Here is a 21,858-nt window from a genome sequence, read left to right as displayed (position 1 = left end):
AAATAAGCTTTGTTGGAGGATAGACTCATGAATGTACAGCTTTCTCTATCTGCTTCAGGATCAGTTAGCGGACAGCCCAGATCTGATGCTTCAGGAACGGGTGAATCAGTAACCTCAACACCTGCTATAAAGAATACGAAAGAGATGAATTTAAGAGAATTGCAAGGTGCTAATGTCTCTATTGCTGATGAACATTTAATTAAAACGATCGAGCGTGCTGTGCAGTCCTTACAGGGCCCTCAGACAACCTTAGAGATAAGCGTGCATGAGAAAACTCATGATATTATGGTAAAAGTTCTTAATAGAGATACGGGTGAGTTGATTAGAGAAATTCCACCAGAGAAGACATTAGATTTAGTTGCTAAAATGATGGAAATTGCCGGAATATTAGTTGATGAGAAGATATAGAGAGGGGATAAGGTATGGTAACTCGTATTAATGGTTTTTCGGGTATGGATATTGATAGTATGGTCAAAAGTATGATGGCTGCCAAGAGAGTTCCACTCGACAAAATGAATCAGCAAAAACAAATCTTAGAATGGACAAGAGATAGCTACCGAGAGATTAATAGTAAGCTAGTTGAGTTTAGAACCAACAAACTCGTTGATAAGTACGGAAAAAGTGCAGCCCTAAATACGAACAAATCAGTTATTAATGGTAATACTACAGCAGTGAGAGCAGAGGCAGGTCCTTCAGCTACAGGAATAGACATGAAGGTAAGTGTAACACAACTAGCTTCTAACAAAACTGTGGAGACAAGGGGTGTGGGGCAGAGCGTTTCTAGCTCCAAAACTCTTGCTGACCTGAAAATGATTAGTGATGGTGTGACAGATCCGGCAGTATTAACTGATGCTGATCGTGAGACTTATAACAAGGCAGTGTATCCATTAACAATTGGTGGGGTTACTTTTGAGGACGATAAGGGGGAGCCATTGTTTAATGGAACTACGTCCATCGCAACTCTAGTATCCACAATTAACGGCAACTCTAAGTCAAATGTTACTGCTAAGTTTGATGAAATTACGGGTAAATTGATGTTTACCTCAAAAAAAGGTGGTACTTTAGGTAATACAGATGAAATAATCTCAAGTGGTGATAATAGCACATTGAAATTATTTAACCAAAGTTATGATTCTGTTAACGATCCCACAGAGTTTGTTGAAAAGACAGGGAAAGATTCTATATCGTTAGTTAATGGTGTTGAATTTAAAAATAATAGTAATAGTTTCACGGTCAACGGTGTAACCTTAACTTTATTAAAAGAAACATCCACCACAGTGGGTAGTGTTACAACTGATACACCCGCTGAGATTTCAATCCAATCAGATACTGAAACGGCAGTACAAAATATTAAAAATTTTGTAGAAGATTATAATTCGCTGCTTAATTTACTGAATTCGAAAGTAGATGAAGCCAAATATCGTAATTTTACACCTTTGACGGATGAGCAGAAATCGGCAATGAAGGACGATGACATAAAGAACTGGACAGAAAAAGCAAAAAGCGGACTTTTGAAGAATGATGACATTCTCCGAAGCACAATTTCTTCAATGCGGAGCATTATTTCAAAAGAAGTTGTAAACTTAAAAGAAATTGGAATTAATCTGGGAGATTACAATACCAAAGGTAAGCTAGAGCTAGATGAAGCGAAATTGAAACAAGCACTGGCTGCTAACCCACAGAAAGCAATTGATTTACTCCAAGGTCCTGCTAGTGATTCGGAAAGTGGGATTTTTGATAAATTAGCATCTAAATTCACTGAAACCCTTGATAGTATGGTAAAGCGTGTGGGTACAAGTAAGTTCTCAACAGATCTAACCACCACATTTAATGATCAAAGTGTTATGGGAAAAAGACTTAAACAATATAATGATAGAATCAGTGTTATGCTAACTAATTTGAACAATGCTGAAACACGGTTTTATAAACAATTCACTGCGATGGAAACAGCTATGAGTAAACTTAGCAGCCAATCCTCTAGCTTGTTTTCAAGCTTGGGAATGAATTCTTAAAGAGGGTGAATACATGATTAAATCTCCTTATGATAAGTATCGGCAATCTTCGGTTCAGACATCGTCTCCTTCACAACTCGTTGTTATGTTGTATGACGGTGCAATACGATTTGCACGTACCGGTATTGAAGGATTGAAACAAAATGATTATGAAGCGACTAGTCTTAACTTGGGTAAAGCTCAGACTATTATTAGCGAACTTATGAGTACCTTGGACAACTCCGTTGAGATTTCAAAGGGATTGTATTCAATGTATGAATATACTAATTATCTCCTAGTACAGGCTAATATTCAGAAACAACCTGATAAAGCTGAAGAAGCCATTGGGTATCTTACAGACTTACGTGAAACATGGATACAGGCTTCTAAAATAGCTGTATCGCAGTCAGAGAGTGCACATGGATGATTTAATAGCAGAATTAGAACTATTAAACTCTAATATAATAAGTGAATTGTCAGACGCGAATTATGAAGAATTGGTTGAATATGTGGACAAAAGAGGAATAATCATTCAACGTATTCAAGATCATTTAAACAATGTTTCTATTGATTCAGCTCAGAAGGCTAGAATTGTTGCGTTAACAGACCATGATGATGCTATTTTAAGCCGAATGAATTTACTACGTGTTGAAGCTCAGGATTGGCTTATGAAGCGTAACCAGGCAAAGGCTCAGCGTAATGCATACGAGAGTGACTTCTCGCCTGAAAGCATTTTAATGGATAGAAAAAAATAATAAAAAGAGTGAGCAAACATAAAATTTTATGTCTGTTCACTTTTTATTATTTTCTTATAATATATTATTTTTTCTAATACCATTCTCTTCTGTAGATTATCACCAGGTCTAATATGAAATAATCATCGTACATTTGTTTTACATTTCAAAACAGGATAAAATTAAACTTACCAACCCGCCAATTACCTGATATATTCAAGATATCCCACCATTCAACACAATCCCCAATTAATCTACAAAAAATTCCAAGAAAACATTTACTTTACCAATTGACAATGGATAACTTTGGGTGGTATCATCTGAATTGTGGGCAGAGGTTAAGGCCGAAAGCTTCACTTCATTTGATGACGAAGGGAATGTTAGTGCATGCAAGGTAAAGTAAAATGGTTCAACGCAGAAAAAGGTTACGGTTTCATTGAGACTGAAGATGGCGGCGACGTATTCGTACATTTCTCCGCAATTCAATCCGAAGGATTCAAAACTTTGGAAGAAGGTCAATCCGTAGAATTCGACATCGTCGAAGGCGCGCGTGGACCGCAAGCAGCTAACGTAATCAAATTATAATCATCCGGACAATCCGACCTACATATATGGTTAGATGGTTACCAAATTGAATTATCGCTAGCATCAGACTCCGGTATGTTCCGGGGTCTTTTTTTGTACTCATAGATTTAAGATTTGAGGATCATCCTAGACACATAATTCTAGTAAATTTAATCGATTTAAGAGATAGATTAAAGTTCATTTTACATATTAGATTGAGCAAGCTTAAAAACGGTTAAATACATCATCAAGCGCCAAATAATTCATACCAAGTAAATATTCGATTATGGCTGAATATGATGAAATATCGCGAAATATGGCGTTATGCCTATGTTGGCAGATGTGGCTTGAACAGATGTCATTATTCGGTCACCGGGAGTTTTTACATGGCGCTTACATTCGTGTTATAATGAAGTGGCAAAGGAAAAAGGAGGAGTGCCCTATGAATTTAAGTATTCGAGGTCAACAAATCGAGGTTACTGATGCTTTGAAGGATTATGTCGACAAAAAGTTGAGTAGACTCGAGAAGTATTTCGATGCACCCCTTAACTCTGACGGTGCTGTTACATTGAGCACGACGAGAGGTTTGCATACGGTAGAGGTGACGATCCCTTTGAAAGGCATTGTGCTCCGCGCTGAGGATGAGAGCGACGATATGTACGCATCCATTGACTCCGTGGTGGACAAGCTGGAACGTCAGATCCGCAAACACAAAACCAAAATTAACCGTAAGTTCCGCCAGGAAGGCAGCCTGAAAACACTCTTCGTTGAAGATCCAACAGGTACTGTAGCTACAGCTGAACTGGATACGGATACGGATGACGATGATTTTGAAGTTGTACGGACGAAACGCTTTATGTTGAAACCAATGGACGTGGAAGAGGCAATCCTCCAAATGAACATGGTTGGCCACAATTTCTTCGTATTCTCCAACATTGACAGTGAAGAAGTTAGCGTTGTTTACAAACGGAACGATGGTAAGTACGGATTGATCGAACAAGGTTAATCTTAACGTACAGGATCATCGGATCGAACTTGCATATGAATATCTAATATTAATGAACACAGGAACTGTAGATTCCTGGATTAGACTTAACAAGAGCTTCCATCCCTTAGGGGATGGGGCTCTTTTGTGCGTAGATGAGCTGGGAAATGACCTTTGGAAATAAAATGGTGAAACTATTCCCTATGCTGCTGCGTCTAATAGATAGTAAGAAGAAGCACAAACTGTAAAAGTTTACTGCCAGATTCCGATGCTTACGAAAATATTGGTATACCTACATTCGAGAACTGGATATTGAGATTTCCATCCAAATTTACCATCAAAATTCGTTGACAGGGCTGTCTACCCTGCAAAATGGAAACATGACAATCGGACGCTTCCGCTAACGACTATGATTTTTTGCACTTAAACTCCATTTGATATGTCTCAGAAGTTCAAAGAAGTGTGACGTGGCGTGTTGCGGCGGCCCTTACAAACTGTTACAATTTATGCAAAGAGAATCATTGTCCTGATGAGGAATTGTCAACGAATGATCGCTAATCACAATCAATGACAGGCACAGCACCATGAACATGATTCGCAAGGCTCGGGCTTCGGCTAGATATTTAATAACCGAATCCGTTTGAATACCGAATCAGCTTCATGAGGAACCCTTGGCAAGCCTGGAGTTGATTCATCATATTACTTATTAGCATATGATTTGAATTTGATTTTTACACGGATGACGAAGAGGGCAGAAATGACCTGTAGAAGCGAAGCGTTCGCCTTTATCCCCGGATTTCCCCCTCTGCGAAGAGAGTTTAAAAGAAATCAGGGGATAACAGCGATCGAAAGGACATTCTGGCAACTGAGTTGATGAAGTGTACCTTCATTAAGCTCAAATCATATTGTTTGTCACCCCCGGGTAAGTGGATGCAACATCCATCCGATGGTGTCGCGTGGCGGCAACAGGGGGTCTATTCTGTTTTGCACGAAAGGGGTATACCATGCTAGGACTTGTCAAAAAGATCTTCGGCGACATGAATGAACGTGATGTTAAACGTCTGATGAAGACGGTCGATGTGATCAATAAACTGGAACCACAATTTCAGGCGTTGTCTGATGAACAACTGAAAGGTAAAACGGACGAATACCGTGCTCGTATTGAAAAGGGAGAAACAACAGATGAGCTTCTTCCAGAGGCATTTGCAACCGTACGTGAGGCATCACGCCGTGTACTGGGCAAACGTCACTACGATGTACAGATGCTGGGCGGTATAGCTCTGCATGAAGGCCGTATTTCCGAGATGAAAACGGGTGAAGGTAAAACGCTGGTAGGAACACTTCCGGTATATCTGAACGCGTTGATGTCCAAAGGTGTACACGTGGTCACAGTCAATGACTATTTGGCACAGCGGGATAGCCAGGAAATGGGACAAATCTATGAATTCATGGGCATGACGGTAGGGGTTAACCTGAGCGGTATGGACCATGCTTTGAAACAACATGCATATGCATGTGATATTACGTACGGAACGAACAACGAGTTTGGTTTTGACTATCTGCGTGACAACATGGTGCTGTACAAAGAGCAAATGGTACAACGTCCATTGTTCTTCTGTATCATTGATGAAGTAGACTCCATCCTGGTCGATGAGGCGCGTACGCCACTCATTATCTCTGGACAAGCTCAGAAGTCGACGGATATGTACTATGCAGCAGATCGTTTTGTGAAACGTTTGGTGCCGGAAGAAGACTTTACGGTAGACATTAAGGTGAAATCCGTAGCGTTGACTGAGGCAGGCGTGGCAAAAGCAGAGAAAGCATTTGGTATCGAGAACTTGTATGATCATGCCAATGTAACTCTTAACCATCACATTGTACAGGGCTTGAAAGCTAATGCAATCATGCGTCGTGACGTGGATTATGTGGTCAGTGATGAGGAAGTTATGATCGTTGATGAATTCACGGGTCGTCTGATGTCTGGACGTCGTTACAGTGATGGATTGCACCAAGCGATTGAAGCCAAAGAAGGCATCGAAGTACAAAATGAGAGCATGACGCTTGCTACGATTACCTTCCAGAACTATTTCCGGATGTACCGTAAACTTGCGGGTATGACGGGTACAGCGAAAACCGAGGAAGAAGAGTTTAAAAAAATCTATGGTCTCGAAGTACTGCAGATTCCAACTAACCGTCCGAACAAACGGGATGACATGGCAGATGTCGTGTATAAGAGCATCGATGGCAAGTTCAATGCCGTTGTAGAAGAGATCGTGGCACGCCACAGTAAGAACCAGCCGGTTCTGGTAGGTACAGTGTCCATCGAGAACTCGGAGCGCCTGTCTGACATGCTCAAACGCCGTGGTGTAAAACACCAGGTACTGAACGCCAAGTACCATGCGGAAGAAGCAGAGATCATCTCAGGAGCTGGTCAAGCGGGTGCGGTAACGATTGCAACCAACATGGCTGGACGGGGTACGGATATTATTTTGGGTGAAGGTGTAGCTGAAGTAGGCGGCCTTCATATCATCGGTACAGAGCGTCACGAATCACGCCGGATTGATAATCAGCTGCGTGGTCGTGCAGGACGTCAAGGTGACCCGGGTTCAACACAATTCTACCTGTCACTGGGTGATGAATTGATGAGACGTTTCGGTGCAGACAATGTACTGAACATGATGGAACGCCTTGGTTTTGAAGAAGACCAACCGATCGAGAGCCGGATGATTACCCGTGCAGTAGAATCAGCGCAGAAACGTGTTGAAGGTAACAACTTTGACGTTCGTAAAGTCGTTCTCCAATATGATGATGTCATGAACCAACAACGTGAAATTATATATAAACAGCGCCGCGAGGTACTGGAGTCCGAAAATATTAAACAAATCGTTATGGATATGATCAAACCTTCCATTGAACGTATCGTTGAAGCACATTGTGGTGACGATATTCCAGAAAACTGGGAGCTGCAGGAAGTTGCCGATTACATGAACAGTAAATTGCTGGATGATGGTTCGGTAACAAAAGATGATCTGTGGGGCAAGGAAGCAGAAGAGATTATCGAGTATCTGTTCGAGAGAGTTCAGAACAAGTACAATGCACGTGAAGAGCGAATTGGCGAAGATATGGTTCGTGAGTTCGAGAAAGTGGTTGTGCTTCGTGCAGTAGACAGCAAGTGGATGGATCATATTGATGCTATGGATCAATTGCGTCAAGGTATCCACCTTCGCGCCTACGGCGGTACAGATCCACTGCGTGAGTACCAGTTCGAAGGCTTCGAGATGTTCCATCAGATGATCGCTTCGATTCAGGAAGAAGTAGCGACTTATGTGATGAGAGCACAGATCGAGAGCAATCAGGAGCGTCAAGCGGTTGTTGAGGAAAGCCAGATCTCGACAAGCGGTGAACCTGCTGAGAAACGTCCAGTGAAGGTTTCTGACCAAATCGGGCGTAACGATCCATGCCCATGCGGTAGTGGCAAGAAGTTCAAACACTGCCACGGTCAAGAGTAGAGCGATCGGAAGATGCTACTGCAATCGGAGTGGCTGGTGTAACATTTACTAGGTCAACTTAAATAGCATGACATGAACGGCTCCTTGCAGCCGGGTATTCATTGGATGAAGTGAAGGATGCAAATCCGATTAATGGTGCATAGTTATAATAATATGACCATGATCACGGGGAAGAGATATACTGATACAACAGTAGTCTCAACACCAGGGTGGCGCATCACTTACTTGATCTGGAGGAATGCCCTGGATGCGGGGAGCTTATCTTAATGAAAAGAGGAATTGCACATGATCGATCCAAACGTGAAGCATGACCTGCGTGAAATAGGCAAGAAACTAACAAACCTTAGGGGGTCTCTTTGACTTAGATCTGAAGCAAGAGATGATCGGCAACTTCGAAGTGAAGATGTCTGCCCCCGATTTTTGGGACGATAGTGACAAGGCGCAATCCGTAATCGCTGAGCTAAATGCGGTGAAGGGATCTGTGGATCAATACACCAAACTCCAACAGGATTATGATGATGCGGTGATGATGGTAGAACTGGCTGACGAGGAAGGCGACGAAGACCTCGCTGCAGAGATCGGTAGAAGCGTCACAGCGATCGTGAGCAAGGTGGCAGAGTTCGAACTTCAGCTGCTCCTGAATCAGCCGTATGATAAGATGGATGCCATTCTAGAGCTTCATCCGGGGGCAGGTGGTACTGAGTCACAGGACTGGGGACAAATGTTACTCCGGATGTACACACGTTGGTCCGAGAAGCGTGGCTTCAAGGTTGAGGTGCTGGATTATCTGCCAGGAGATGAGGCGGGGATCAAGAGTGTCACGCTATCGATCAAGGGGCACAATGCTTATGGTTATCTGAAAGCCGAGAAGGGTGTACACCGACTGGTGCGGATCTCTCCTTTTGACTCATCGGGCCGTAGGCATACTTCCTTCGTATCATGTGATGTGGTTCCTGAGATTGATGATACGATTGAATTGGACATTCGGACAGAGGATCTCAAGATTGATACCTACCGTGCGAGTGGCGCGGGTGGACAGCATATCAACACCACCGACTCAGCCGTGCGGATTACCCACCTTCCGACAGGTGTAGTTGTAACGTGTCAGAATGAACGTTCACAGATCAAGAACCGTGAGCGGGCGATGAAAATGCTTCGTTCGAAATTGTATGAGCGTAAAATTGAAGAGCAAAAACAACAGCTGGATGAAATCCGAGGAGATCAGTCGGATATTTCATGGGGTAGCCAGATTCGGTCCTATGTGTTCCATCCCTATAGTATGGTAAAGGATCACCGTACAAGCGTAGAGACTGGAAATACAGGGGCAGTAATGGACGGCGACCTCGATGCATTCATCGATGGTTATTTGCGCAGCCAGATTAAAGTAGAAACCGATTAATATAAGTTCCTGTATGGACCCATACGTGTAGGCGTATGCTGGTGTGTGCAGGAGCTTTTTTTTGAATAATTTTATAGGATAGAAAAAATGAGCGATCAACTGATCAGTCACATAAAAGGAGAGCACGAGAACATGCAACAACGATCACAATTTCATAATAACCGCAAAAAGAGGATAACTAGCCTCATTCCACTCAATGGTCCATGGAGAAACGTCGTGGACACGGTATCTATCATTTTAGGTTCGTTTTTAATTGCAGTGGCCTTTAATTTATTTTTATTACCGAATCAGATCGCTTCAGGTGGGGTGTCCGGGTTATCGATCCTGGGCAAGGAATGGCTTAATTGGGAACCGGCATATACCCAATGGGCGATTAACATCCCACTTCTAATCGCGGGTTTTCTGCTTATTGGTAAGCAGTATGGTATTCGTTCAGTCCTGGGCAGTATTGTCCTGCCACTGTTAGTTTATCTCACGAAGGATTGGGCCACTCCAACAACGAATCCGCTACTTGGTTCACTTTATGGTGGGATTGGCGTTGGTCTAGGTATTGGAATTGTATACCGAGGTAGAGGATCAACAGGTGGCATGAGCATTCTTGCCAGAATCGTACAGAAATACAGTGGACTGAGTTATTCATTGTGTGTAGTCATCATGGATGCTACGGTTATTATTATGGCTGCATTTGTGTTGTCATTAGAGCAGTCTCTCTATGCGCTGATTGGGTTGTATGTTACCGGTAAAGTGATCGATGCCGTTGAGATGGGCCTAGGCTTTTCCAAGGTGGCGTATATTATCTCCAACCAGACGGAAGCGATTAGCAAAGTGATTTTGGATGATCTGGATCGCGGATTAACGAAGCTGGAAGCCAAAGGTGGTTACACTGACGATCAGCGAACCGTACTGATGGTAGTCGTTGGGCAAAATGAGGTGCCAAGACTCAAAGCGTTGATCCGGTCTGTGGACCCGGGAGCTTTTGTCATTATCAGTAACGCGCACGAAGTGCTCGGCGAAGGTTTTAAGCGTGGAGAACATGTGTGAACGGCGTGAAGAATATCGAGTGAGCCATATAGGCTTAATAAGTTTGGGAGTTCAAAACAAGAAAAAAACAGGCACATCCTTCTCCAAAATGACGGGAGAGGATGTGCCTGTTTTTATAGCCGGAAGAAGCGAAGCGCTCGCCTAAAAGCTTTCTGCAGGAAGCTACTTCGGAAGTGTAAGCTATCCTCGGATTGTTCCCTTTTCAAAAAGAAGAAATCAAAAAAACCTGGGGATGACAGCGATCGGAAGTTGATTCTGTCATTGGAGTGCCACCGCTACAGAATCGGAGACAGCAGACGAGAAATCGCTTCTTTGAAGCGGATGATCAGACTGCGTTTTTGGTATTCATCAAGCGTCATTTCCCGCGATACATGCAGGTCGTGCTCAAAGGTTTGTACAAGTGCTGTTGCAATTGCTTCATCATACATAAAGGCATTAACCTCAAAGTTCAACCGGAAACTGCGGTAGTCAATATTGGCGGTTCCCACGGATGCAACCAAACTGTCAATGATAAGTGTTTTGGCATGAATGAAGCCATTATCATATATAAATACTTTGGCGCCAACCTTCAGCAACTCACCAATATAAGATAACGTAGCCCAATATACAAAGGCATGGTCGGGTTTATTTGGAATCATGATGCGAACATCTATGCCGGACAGACACGCGAGACGAATAGCTTCGAATACACTGGCATCCGGGATAAAATAAGGCGTTTGAATCAGAATCGATTGTTTGGCCCCGTTAATCATCTTGAGATAACTGTTCTTGATATGTTCAGTCTCTGCATCTGGTCCACTGGAGACAATCTGCATGGCAATCTTTCCTGTGCCCTCGATATGAGGGAAATGCGCCGGAACGTAAGGTGTGTCGTGTTGTTTGGACGCTTCATTCCAGTCCAGAAGGAAACGGGTCTGCAGCGCATGGACAGCATTTCCCTGAATACGCAGATGTGTGTCACGCCAGTAACCGAATTTTGAGTTCAAGCCAAGATACTCATCTCCAACATTAAACCCGCCCGTGTACCCCAGGTTACCATCGATGATGACAATCTTCCGGTGGTTCCGGTAGTTCATACGCAAGTTGATCAGACTGAATTTGGAGGGGAAAAAGACTTCAACCAAGCCGCCTGCTTCGCGCAATTCTTTGAAAAAGCGTTTCGAAACCCGCCGTGATCCGAGCGCGTCATACAGTAATCGGACTTTGATGCCTTCCCGCGCTTTGCGGATAAGTGCATCCCGGATTTTTTTACCCAGACGATCGCCTCTATAGATGTAGTATTGCACGTGCACGTGATCCTGAGCCGCTTCGATGTCGTCCAAGAGCCGTTGGAACTTGTCTGTTCCGTCCGTAATGATCTCAACCGCATTATCCTCCGTTAACAGAGCACCGTTCTGCTTCAGGTTCATATAAATCATGTCCTGGCTAGTCTCGGTTGCTTGGTTGCGGAAAGGGGTGCGGTTATCGTGCAACTGCGTGAGCTGGGCTTCAATACGTTCCTCTAGCCCGAGCTTCTTACGTTCCTTCCACTGGAAAAGCCGGTATCGGGTCAGATTCTGACCGGTTAAAAGATAAAGTACAAACCCAAACACCGGAATAAAGTTCAAGACGAGCAGCCAAGCCCAGGAAGCGCTGGCATCCTTCCGTTCGAAGAAAACGACTGCTGCCGCAAAAATAATATTCAGGCCAAGGAGTACAATAAGTAAAATGGATTCGATATGCACTATAGTCCCCCATGTCTCATTATGACCATCATGAATCTATTCATATGTCCTTGATTAGCAGGTTAGTTATGAATGAGACCCTGATTGTAATGTTTCCTACTAATACGTATTTTAACAGATGTATACCTATTCGTCCCAGATGTTAAAAAAGATATGTTCGGATTGGATGGAAATCCATGTGAAATTGATGATAGAGTGTTGTATTTATATAACCAGAGTCGTATAATAATACACAAATATGCATATAAGCGACGGAATTGCTGTGTTCGATTATCCTTCAGAGAAGGACATAGCACAAGTAGCGCATACATCGAGATTGGGGGAGCGAGAGTGAATAACAAATTAAAAGTAGCAATCGTCGGTTCCACCGGCTACGGCGGGGTGGAGCTGATTCGTTTTTTCCAGAACCATCCGCTGGTTGAAATCACATCGGTGATCTCATCATCGAGCAGTGGTGAGTCCATCGCAGATGGATTTCCGCATTTGACGGGCGTGATTCACAGGCCACTCGACGGTGTAGATCCGGCTGAAATTGCGAGTCGTGCGGATCTGGTATTCACAGCGACCCCGTCCGGCGTAAGTGCAAAGCTCGTACCGAGCCTACTGGCAGCAGGACTTAAGGTGATTGACTTGTCTGGCGATTTCAGACTCAAGGATGGAACGGTGTACGAAGAGTGGTACAAACATCCGGCGCCTTCAGCTGATTTGCTGGAACAAGCGGTATACGGCATGGCTGAGGTGTATGGCGAAGAAGTGAAGGGACAGAATTTTATATCCAACCCAGGCTGTTATCCAACGGCTACACTTCTTGGACTGATCCCTGCTGTAGAGGCAGGCTGGATTGATCCTTCTACTATTATTATTGATGCTAAATCAGGCGTATCTGGAGCAGGACGCGGAACAAGTCTGACAAATCATTATGCAGAGATGAATGAGAATTTCAAAGCCTATAAACTGAATAAACATCAACATATTCCCGAGATCGAACAAGTGCTTGGCAGTATAACGGGAACGCCTGTTACGGTTACCTTCACAACACATCTGGTGCCAATGACACGTGGAATCATGAGTACGATGTATGCAAACCTCGTTGGGGAACACAGCGACCGGGAGATCGTAGATTTATACCGCAAATATTATGAGAACAGACCTTTCGTACGTGTACGTGAACCGGGCATCTGGCCTTCTACCAAAGAAGTGTACGGATCCAACTATTGTGATATCGGATTTGCGGTGGATTCTCGCACAGGGCGTTTAACGATTATTTCGGTCATCGACAACCTGGTGAAGGGTGCTTCCGGGCAAGCGATTCAAAATATGAACCTGATGATGGGATGGGAGGAGAACCTCGGGCTGAACATGACACCGGTATATCCATAAGGGATTGGAATTCAGGAGGAGCACTAGAACATTCGGTGTAAAAGTGCTCTCTCAGAGTCACTAGGGAGATCGGATAAGGTTAAGCAAGCGATCATCAGCATATAGCTGAACGCATACGGGGGATATGATATGGGAACGAATGTGGAGCAACAGACTTTTACCGTGGTTGAGAACGGAACAATTGTAACCCCTGGGGGATTCACTGCTGGTGGACTTCACTGTGGATTGAAAAAGACATCTCGTAATGACATCGGAGCGATCCGCTGTGATGTACCTGCTACAGCTGCTGCTGTATACACAACGAACGTGTTTCAGGCGGCACCACTCAAAGTAACGCGCGAAAGCTTGAGCAACGGACGCCTTCAGGCTGTTATCGTTAACAGTGGTAATGCGAATGCATGTACAGGGCAACAAGGGGAAGAAGATGCTTATGCGATGCGTTCGGCCGCTGCGCGTGAGTTGGGTGTGGCGGAAGAGGACGTGGCTGTGGCATCCACAGGTGTCATTGGGGAATTGCTCAAAATGGATGCTGTACATTCAGGCATCACCGGACTTCCGGCGCATATGGGCAAGGAGTCGAATGAGGCGGAACAATTTTCACAAGCGATTCTGACAACGGATTTGGTGAAAAAGGAAGCTTGCGTCTCCGTTATAGTTAACGGCAAGACGGTTACGATTGCGGGAGCCGCCAAAGGCTCGGGTATGATTCATCCGAATATGGCGACAATGCTCGCTTTCATGACATCTGACGCGGTCATTGGTGCAAAAGCGTTGCAGAGCCTGCTGCGCCAGGCTACGAATCATACATTCAACATGATTACCGTCGATGGGGATACAAGTACAAACGACATGCTGGTAGCTATGTCCAGTGGATATGCAGGCAATGAAGAGTTGACGACAGAGCATCCGGATTGGGACGCTTTTGCAGCCGGCTTCACCTATGTATGCCAAGTATTGGCCAAAGCCATTGCTCGCGATGGTGAAGGAGCAACTAAACTGGTCGAGGTAGAAGTTACAGGAGCAGTAAGTGATGAGTCCGCGCAAGCAATCGCGAAAACTGTCATCGGTTCCAGTCTGGTGAAATCAGCCATGTTCGGCGCAGATGCTAACTGGGGACGGATTATTGCAGCCGTAGGGCGTGCAGGACAGCCGGTGAACCCGGATACCGTAGATATCCGTTTGGGAGATATCTCGGTACTTGCGCAGTCCCGCCCAGTTGTGTTTGACGAAGAAGCGGCCTTGGCCTATTTGCAGACCGATACAGTTCGCATTGTGGTAGATCTGCACCACGGCGAAGGAACAGCAACAGCCTGGGGCTGTGACCTGACGTATGACTACGTCCGAATTAACGCCGCATACCGCACGTGATTAGTCTTTGGGATAAAAGTTTTGCGAAACAGCTGTCTTCTATTGTGAAGCTGTTTCGTGAGATGTTTCAAAAATTATCAAAAGAAATTTAAACTTGTTGTTTGGTGTTGGATATATAGTGATAGTAATGGAGAAGACGGAATTGATTCTGCAGAAGCGGAGCGGTCGCCTTTGTCTCCGGGTATTCCCCTATATAAGGATAATTCAAGAAACCTGGAGACAACAGCGATCGAAAGAACAATCCGAATTCGGAATGGACTCCTACCAGCCTTCGTCACCTTATAAAAGTGTTATATTTTTTTGAATGTAATTTTTACTATGGAAGGAGCTTGCCCTCATGAATTCAACAATGCCAAACGAGAGTACCGCAACGGAAGCGAGCACAGAGAAACAGATGTTTGTCATGAAATGTGGAGGCAGCACGCTGGCAGCATTGCCCGAGTCTTTCTTTGCGGATCTGCGTGATCTGCAGTCTCAGGGCACACAGCCGGTAATCGTGCATGGTGGAGGTCCTGCGATCTCAGATAACTTGGCGAAGCTTGGTATCGAAACCGAATTCGTTAACGGCCTGCGCAAAACAACTGAACCTGTGCTGGACGTAGTGGAGATGGTGCTTGCGGGCAGCATCAACAAACACATCGTGCGTCTGATTCAACGTGTGGGCGGTCGTGCACTAGGCTTGTCCGGCGTCGATGGAGGTCTGATTCAGGCGAAGCCCGTATCGAACCACGCAGAGATCGGTTGGGTAGGCGATGTCACTGGTGTGAACGCAGAGATTATCCAAGGCATCGTGAACATGGGTTATATGCCGGTTATTGCGCCCGTTGGTGTGGATACAACCGGACAACGCTACAACATCAACGCAGATACAGCTGCGGGTGCAGTGGCGTCTCATCTCGGCGTAAGCCGGATGATTGTCGTGACCGACGTTCCTGGCATCATGAAGAACGTAGGCGGCGAGAAAAAAGTACTGCCATCCGTATCTGTACAAGAGATTGAGGACATGATCCAGACTGGAGAAATCTATGGCGGCATGATTCCCAAAGTGCGTGCAGCTATCGCTTGTATCCATGGTCAAGTACGTGAGGTCGTCATCGTAGACGGCAGCGAACCCCAAATCCTGAGCCGAGTGCTCGGCGGAGAAATCATCGGAACAAGAATCATCCGTATGCAATAATTTGCTCTCAGTGTGCTGGGGTCTTAATAGTCTTATATTAAATAAAAAAATATGTGCACGGCTTTTTTGTGAATCTGGGCATAACGCGATAACGCAGAGTGCAGTGCCAATCTGAAGAAAAGACGCAAGAACGGAGAGGACAGAAATAACCTGAAGAAGCGAAGCGTTCGCCTTTATCAATGGATTTCCCCCTTTAGAAAATTAATCAAAGAAATCCGGGGATAACAGCGATCAGAAGGTTGTTCTGTCATCGAAGTGGAAGTATGCATACGTTCGGAAGATGGACTGCAATCGAAGTGATCTAGTGTTATGTTTATTCACCTTAGGCGTGTACCAACCAATAAGGAGTGATATGGTCATGGCAAAAGGCAACGAACAGCCAGGTTCTGGCACAGCGGTAGCGGGCGCAACAGCAACAGGTGCAGCGGCACAGACGGAAAGCTCGCTTTTCCAAACGTATGCGCGTTATCCAATCAGTCTGGTTAAAGGTAAAGGCAGCTGGTTGTGGGATGACCAGGGCAATCGCTATCTCGATTTCATGTGCGGACTCGCTGTAACTAGCCTGGGCCATGCACCGGAGAAAGTTGGAGCCAAGCTGAAAGCTCAGATTGATGAGTTGTGGCATGTGTCCAACCTGTTCCAGATTCCGGGTCAGGAGAAAGCAGCAGCATTGTTGACAGCCAATACGTGCGCTGACGCAGTGTTTTTCTGTAACAGTGGTGCCGAAGCGAACGAAGCAGCTATTAAAGTCGCACGTCGTTATCACCAGAAGGTGAAAGGCACAGATCGGTATGAAGTGATCACATTTGCCCAGTCCTTCCATGGTCGGACACTTGCTACACTGACAGCAACTGGACAGGATAAGGTGAAAGAAGGATTTTTGCCATTGCCAGCCGGATTTGTAACCGTACCTTTGCATGATATCCCTGCCCTTGAAGCGGCAATTGGACCCAACACAGCAGCTATTATGCTGGAAATGGTTCAGGCCGAAGGTGGTGTATATCCGGTTGAACCGGAATTCGTCCAACATGTACGGAAACTGTGTGACGAGCATGGGTTGCTGTTGATTGTCGATGAAGTTCAAACGGGAATGGGACGGACAGGAAAACTGTTCGCGCACGAGCATTATGGTATTGAGCCGGACGTGTTCACCGTTGCCAAAGGTATCGGTAGTGGTTTCCCAGTAGGAGCGATGCTGGGTAAAGGTTTCCTGCGGGATGCATTCACGCCAGGTAGCCATGCGACAACATTTGGCGGAACACCACTTGCTTCATCCGTTGTAATTGCAACAATCGAAACGATGCTGGAAGATCGCTTGCCAGAGCGTGCAGCAGAGATGGGCGAATACCTGATGAGCTCCCTGCGGGATCATTTGGCGGGTAACTCCTTTGTGAAGGAAGTTCGTGGCTTGGGATTGTTGGTCGGCATCGAATGTGCTGAGCCGGTAGGTGATATTGTCCTTGCTGGGCAAAAACGCGGGATCTTGTTCGTCTCTGCAGGTCCGAATGTGATTCGTTTGCTTCCGAACTTGTATGTGAGCAAAGAAGAGATCGACGAGGCGGTATCCCTGGTAGCTACATTGATCGAAGAGCACGTAACGGCCAAAGCCTAACATAAAAATGAGAACCGTTCTGTCTCGGGGCCATTACCGGCCTCGAAGCAGAACGAGATGATGAATCCCTGTAGCCGCGCGGTGAACTTGCGGAAGATAAACTTGAGAAGTACCAAACACGATGTTAACGGTGCTCTCTTCTGCCCATGCGGGTGCAGGGAACCGGAAATAAGGAGGACATTATAGATGACAGCACAACAGACGGAAAAGATTCAGAAGATTGATCTGAGAGGCCGGGATTTTATCGAGTTCACGGACTACACAGCAGAGGAGATTCGTTATCTGCTTGATCTCGCGATTGAGATTAAAGGCAAGCAAAAAAGCGGTGTACCTTTTCAACCGTTGAAAGGCAAAACGATCGGACTTATTTTTGAAAAATCATCCACACGTACACGTGTATCTTTTGAAGTCGGCATGTTCCAATTGGGTGGACATGCGCTCTTCCTGAGCAAAAATGATATCCAGCTGGGTCGCGGGGAAACAACACATGATACAGCCAAAGTATTGTCCCGCTACCTGGATGGCATCATGATTCGTACCTTTGGACACCATAATGTAACTGAACTGGCAGAGCATGCCGATGTTCCAGTCATTAATGGCCTGAGCGATGCAGCGCATCCTTGCCAGGTACTGGCGGACTTCCAAACGGTGCTTGAGCACAAAGGCAAACTGGCAGGTCTGAAAATGGCCTACATCGGAGATGGCAACAACATGGCGCACTCCCTGATGCTCGGTGCAGCGAAGATGGGAATGCATGTTGCTGTAGCAACGCCAGAAGGCTATGAGCCGGATAGCGCAGTTGTGGAACAGGCGCGCATTATCGCACAGGAGAGCGGTTCTGAAGTGACTGTAACGTACAGTGCACAAGAAGCAGCCAAAGATGCAGATATCGTGTATACGGATGTATGGGCGAGCATGGGCTTTGAGGAAGAGCAGAAGATTCGTGAGCAGGCATTTGCGGCATATCAAGTGGACGAGGAACTGATGAAAGGTGCGAAGCCGGACTACATGTTCTTGCATTGTCTGCCAGCACACCGCGGTGAAGAAGTGAGTGCCGGTGTAATTGACGGACCGAACTCCCTGATCTTTGATCAGGCGGAGAATCGCTTGCATGCACAGAAAGCATTAATGGCTGCATTAATGAGCGAATAGCTGCTATTTCATTGAATGGGTTGATTTTAGGCGCAGATTTCGCGATGATAGATAAAATATAAATGATTAATAAGTTTATACTGAAACATACACAAAAACGGAGATTACAGAAAGAGCCTGTAGAAGCGAAGCGTTCGCCTTTATAACCGAATTTTCTCCTTTTAAAAGGGATTCAAGAAAATTAGGGGATAACAGCGATCAAAAGGTTTTCTGTAGTCGTAGTGATCAGTGGATGAACAAGGGTTTAACTTATAGCAACTGATCTTGGGGAGGACCATTGAACATGGCTAAGGAAAAAATTGTACTCGCATATTCAGGCGGGTTGGACACATCTGTAATTTTGAAATGGTTGAAAGAAACATATGATGCAGAGATTATCGCATTCACAGCGGATATTGGACAAAAGGATGAATTGGACGGTTTGGAGGAAAAAGCACTGGCAACAGGCGCTTCCAAAGTATACATTGACGATCTGCGCGATGAGTTCGCAAAAGATTTCATCTATCCGATGTTCCAGGCTGGCGCCCTCTATGAAGGACAATACCTGCTTGGTACAAGTATCGCTCGTCCACTGATCGCTAAACGCATGGTGGATATCGCTCGTGCAGAAGGTGCTACAGCCATCGCTCACGGTGCTACAGGTAAAGGAAATGACCAAGTTCGCTTTGAGCTGAACGCGGCTGCACTGACACCAGACATTAACGTAATTGCACCTTGGCGTCTGGAAGAATTCCGTAACCAGTTCCCGGGACGTGCCGAGATGATTGCTTACGCTGAAAAACATGGCATTCCGGTAACCGCATCTGCGGCTAAACCGTACTCGACAGACCGTAACCTGCTGCATATCAGCTATGAGAGCGGTGTGCTCGAAGATCCTTGGTTCGATCCAAGTGCGGACGAGAACAAAGACATGTTCCTGCTGAGCAGTGCACCTGAAGATGCACCAGATCAAGCGGAATATGTTGAACTGGAGTTCGAACAAGGCGACTGTGTTGCACTGAACGGTGAGCGCTTGAGCCCACTGCAAGTGATGGAGCAACTGAACGAGTTGGGTGGCAAACATGGTATTGGTCGTGTAGATATGGTCGAGAACCGTTTTGTTGGTATGAAGAGCCGTGGCGTATACGAGACACCAGGTGGAACAATCTTGTTTACAGCACATCGCAAAATGGAATCCATCACGATGGACCGTGAAGTGATGAACCTGCGTGATAGCCTGATCACACGTTATAGCACACTGGTATACAACGGTTTCTGGTTCGCACCGGAACGTTTGGCGCTGCAAGCGCTGGTGACTGAAAGCCAGAAAAATGTAACAGGTACCGTTCGTGTGAAATTGTATAAAGGCAACATCATCGGCGCAGGTGTGAAAAGTCCTGTCAGCCTCTACAATCCTGACATCGCAACGATGGAAGCTGATCCAACGCAAGCCTACGATCAAGGTGATGCAACAGGCTTTATCCGCCTGAATGCACTGCGTTTGAAAGTAAACTCCGGCGTGGAGCAAAACAAAAACTAATTTCAACCTGCATCTATAGAGCTATATCAATATAAATGACAAGGCAGGCCGTTCTTGCACATCTGGCAGGAGCGGCTTTGTCCATGAGCGAAAGGGGAGTACTCACCGTGAGCAAGCTGTGGGGAGGACGTTTTACAAAACAAACCAATCATTTGGTTGAGGAATATACGGCATCGATCAATTTTGACAAGGCTTTGGCTGAGGAAGATATTCAGGGCAGTCTGGCCCATGTGACGATGCTGGGCAAATGCGGTATTCTGCCAGCGGAAGATGTAGAGACCATTAAAGAAGGACTGATCACCGTTCTGCACAAAATTCGTGCGGGCGAAGTGGAATTCTCCGTATCGGACGAAGACATCCACATGAATATTGAGAAAAACCTGATCGAAACGATTGGCCCTGTAGGCGGCAAATTACATACAGGCCGTAGTCGGAACGATCAGGTTGCAACAGATATGCACTTGTACCTCCGTGAGCGCGTGGTTGGATTTGTAGGCATGCTGCATTCCTTGCAGGAAGCACTGATTGGACAAGCAAAAGATAACCTCGATACCATCGTACCGGGTTATACGCATCTTCAACGGGCACAGCCCATTCTGTTCGCACATCATCTGATGGCGTATGTCTCCATGTTCCAACGGGATGCAGAGCGTCTGATGGACAGCTACAAACGCATTAACATCCTGCCACTGGGCGCAGGTGCGCTTGCAGGCACAACATTCCCAATTGACCGTCATTTTGTGGCAGAACAACTGGGCTTTGATGGTGTGTACGAGAACAGTCTGGATGCAGTAAGTGACCGTGATTTCATCGTTGAGTTCCTGGCGGCAGCTTCGCTGATCATGACTCACTTGTCTCGTCTGAGTGAAGAGTTAGTCCTGTGGAGCAGCACAGAGTTTGGATTCGTTGAACTGGACGATGCGTTCTGCACAGGCAGCAGCATTATGCCTCAGAAGAAAAATCCGGACGTTCCTGAACTCGTTCGTGGTAAAACAGGACGTGTGTACGGCAACCTGATCGGTTTGCTGACGGTACTGAAATCTCTTCCACTGGCATACAACAAAGACATGCAGGAAGACAAAGAAGGCATGTTTGATACAGTAGCGACGCTGGAGGGTGCACTGCAACTGTTTGCTCCAATGATCGCAACAATGACAGTGAACAAGGATCGAATGCGTCAAGCGGTCAACCAGGATTTCTCCAACGCTACGGATATTGCCGACTTCCTCGTAGGCGAAGGTTTACCTTTCCGTCAGGCGCATGAAGTGATTGGTAAAACAGTACTGTACTGCATCCAGAACAGCAAGTATTTGCTGGATCTGACGATTGATGAATTCCGTCAGTTCTCACCGTTGTTTGATGACCGGATCTACGATGTGCTGCAACCGGAAGCGGTTGTGAACGCTCGTAATGTTTACGGCGGAACAGCTTCGGGTCAAGTTGCCGAAGCGATTGGACGCAGTGAGAAGGTACTGGAGATCACCGAGCAATGGATTACGAACCGCGGATAATACCACGGATATAATAAGGTACCCTTACAGATACAACTGTACAACAAAGAAGCAGGCCAGAGAACTTTGTTCTCAACGGCCTGCTTTTTGTGTTTTACAGTGGTGTGCTCTAGATATATTCAACTCAACCGCAAACGGAAGGAAGGTTGTTCTGTCATCGGAGTACCAGTCTTCTGTATCCTCAGTAGCTCC

Annotated in this window: 17 protein-coding genes; 16 read left to right on the top strand and 1 reads right to left on the bottom strand. The window is 45.7% G+C overall.

The features are described 5' to 3' along the window. Positions 1-27 precede the first annotated feature (27 nt). The 9 genes from MKY92_RS27415 (at position 28) to MKY92_RS27375 (ending at position 10,223) form a co-directional block, all read left to right on the top strand. Complete coding sequence (locus MKY92_RS27415) at positions 28-408, top strand: flagellar protein FlaG (protein ID WP_339298289.1); 381 nt, start codon at positions 28-30, stop codon at positions 406-408. 14 nt (positions 409-422) lie between these two features. Continuing rightward, a complete protein-coding gene (gene fliD / locus MKY92_RS27410; RefSeq protein ID WP_339298288.1) occupies positions 423-2,012 on the top strand; it encodes a flagellar filament capping protein FliD in 1,590 nt (529 codons plus the stop codon). 13 nt (positions 2,013-2,025) lie between these two features. Further along, the gene (gene fliS / locus MKY92_RS27405) at positions 2,026-2,418 is read left to right on the top strand and encodes a flagellar export chaperone FliS (RefSeq protein ID WP_251383480.1); all 393 of its coding nucleotides are present in this window, start codon (positions 2,026-2,028) and stop codon (positions 2,416-2,418) included. Then, a complete protein-coding gene (locus MKY92_RS27400; protein WP_339298287.1) occupies positions 2,411-2,746 on the top strand; it encodes a hypothetical protein in 336 nt (111 codons plus the stop codon). Before fliS ends, MKY92_RS27400 begins: the two co-directional genes overlap by 8 nt. A 366-nt stretch (positions 2,747-3,112) precedes the next feature. Next, on the top strand, positions 3,113-3,310 hold the full coding sequence (locus MKY92_RS27395; RefSeq protein WP_024631599.1) for a cold shock domain-containing protein: 198 nt from the start codon (positions 3,113-3,115) through the stop codon (positions 3,308-3,310). A gap of 421 nt (positions 3,311-3,731) precedes the next feature. Beyond that, a complete protein-coding gene (gene raiA / locus MKY92_RS27390) occupies positions 3,732-4,295 on the top strand; it encodes a ribosome-associated translation inhibitor RaiA (RefSeq protein ID WP_036667734.1) in 564 nt (187 codons plus the stop codon). Positions 4,296-5,278: 983 nt separating this feature from the next. Next, positions 5,279-7,783, top strand: coding sequence for a preprotein translocase subunit SecA (gene secA, locus MKY92_RS27385; protein ID WP_339298286.1), 2,505 nt, complete (start codon positions 5,279-5,281; stop codon positions 7,781-7,783). A 285-nt stretch (positions 7,784-8,068) separates the two neighbouring features. Then, a protein-coding gene (prfB, locus tag MKY92_RS27380) for a peptide chain release factor 2 (protein WP_101313559.1) occupies positions 8,069-9,182 on the top strand; the annotation gives its coding sequence in 2 pieces (ribosomal slippage) (positions 8,069-8,140 and positions 8,142-9,182; 1,113 coding nt in all). 132 nt (positions 9,183-9,314) lie between these two features. Continuing rightward, on the top strand, positions 9,315-10,223 hold the full coding sequence (locus MKY92_RS27375; RefSeq protein ID WP_339298285.1) for a YitT family protein: 909 nt from the start codon (positions 9,315-9,317) through the stop codon (positions 10,221-10,223). Positions 10,224-10,498: 275 nt separating this feature from the next. Here MKY92_RS27375 and cls read toward each other — a convergent pair whose 3' ends face one another. Then, positions 10,499-11,947, bottom strand: coding sequence for a cardiolipin synthase (gene cls / locus MKY92_RS27370; protein ID WP_339298284.1), 1,449 nt, complete (start codon positions 11,945-11,947; stop codon positions 10,499-10,501). A gap of 330 nt (positions 11,948-12,277) precedes the next feature. On the opposite strand from cls, the gene argC reads away from it, so the two are divergent. From argC to argH, 7 genes are all read left to right on the top strand, one after another. Further along, complete coding sequence (argC, locus tag MKY92_RS27365; RefSeq protein WP_339298283.1) at positions 12,278-13,327, top strand: N-acetyl-gamma-glutamyl-phosphate reductase; 1,050 nt, start codon at positions 12,278-12,280, stop codon at positions 13,325-13,327. Positions 13,328-13,456: 129 nt separating this feature from the next. Further along, positions 13,457-14,695 carry a bifunctional glutamate N-acetyltransferase/amino-acid acetyltransferase ArgJ gene (argJ, locus tag MKY92_RS27360; protein WP_339298282.1) on the top strand — a complete coding sequence of 413 codons (1,239 nt, stop codon included), beginning with the start codon at positions 13,457-13,459 and terminating at the stop codon, positions 14,693-14,695. Between the two features lie 337 nt (positions 14,696-15,032). Beyond that, positions 15,033-15,872, top strand: a complete 840-nt coding sequence (argB, locus tag MKY92_RS27355) for an acetylglutamate kinase (protein ID WP_339298281.1) — start codon at positions 15,033-15,035, stop codon at positions 15,870-15,872. Between the two features lie 358 nt (positions 15,873-16,230). Beyond that, a complete protein-coding gene (locus MKY92_RS27350) occupies positions 16,231-17,484 on the top strand; it encodes an aspartate aminotransferase family protein (protein WP_339298280.1) in 1,254 nt (417 codons plus the stop codon). A 186-nt stretch (positions 17,485-17,670) separates the two neighbouring features. Next, the gene (argF, locus tag MKY92_RS27345) at positions 17,671-18,636 is read left to right on the top strand and encodes an ornithine carbamoyltransferase (RefSeq protein WP_047840650.1); all 966 of its coding nucleotides are present in this window, start codon (positions 17,671-17,673) and stop codon (positions 18,634-18,636) included. A 283-nt stretch (positions 18,637-18,919) separates the two neighbouring features. After that, the gene (locus MKY92_RS27340; protein ID WP_017692004.1) at positions 18,920-20,155 is read left to right on the top strand and encodes an argininosuccinate synthase; all 1,236 of its coding nucleotides are present in this window, start codon (positions 18,920-18,922) and stop codon (positions 20,153-20,155) included. Positions 20,156-20,262: 107 nt separating this feature from the next. After that, the gene (argH, locus tag MKY92_RS27335; RefSeq protein WP_036612430.1) at positions 20,263-21,666 is read left to right on the top strand and encodes an argininosuccinate lyase; all 1,404 of its coding nucleotides are present in this window, start codon (positions 20,263-20,265) and stop codon (positions 21,664-21,666) included. Positions 21,667-21,858: the final 192 nt, after the last annotated feature.

The organism is Paenibacillus sp. FSL R5-0623, assembly GCF_037974265.1.
Classification (GTDB): domain Bacteria; phylum Bacillota; class Bacilli; order Paenibacillales; family Paenibacillaceae; genus Paenibacillus.
Note: the sequence above shows the minus strand (reverse complement) of the source record. Positions and strands in the feature narration are given on the sequence as shown.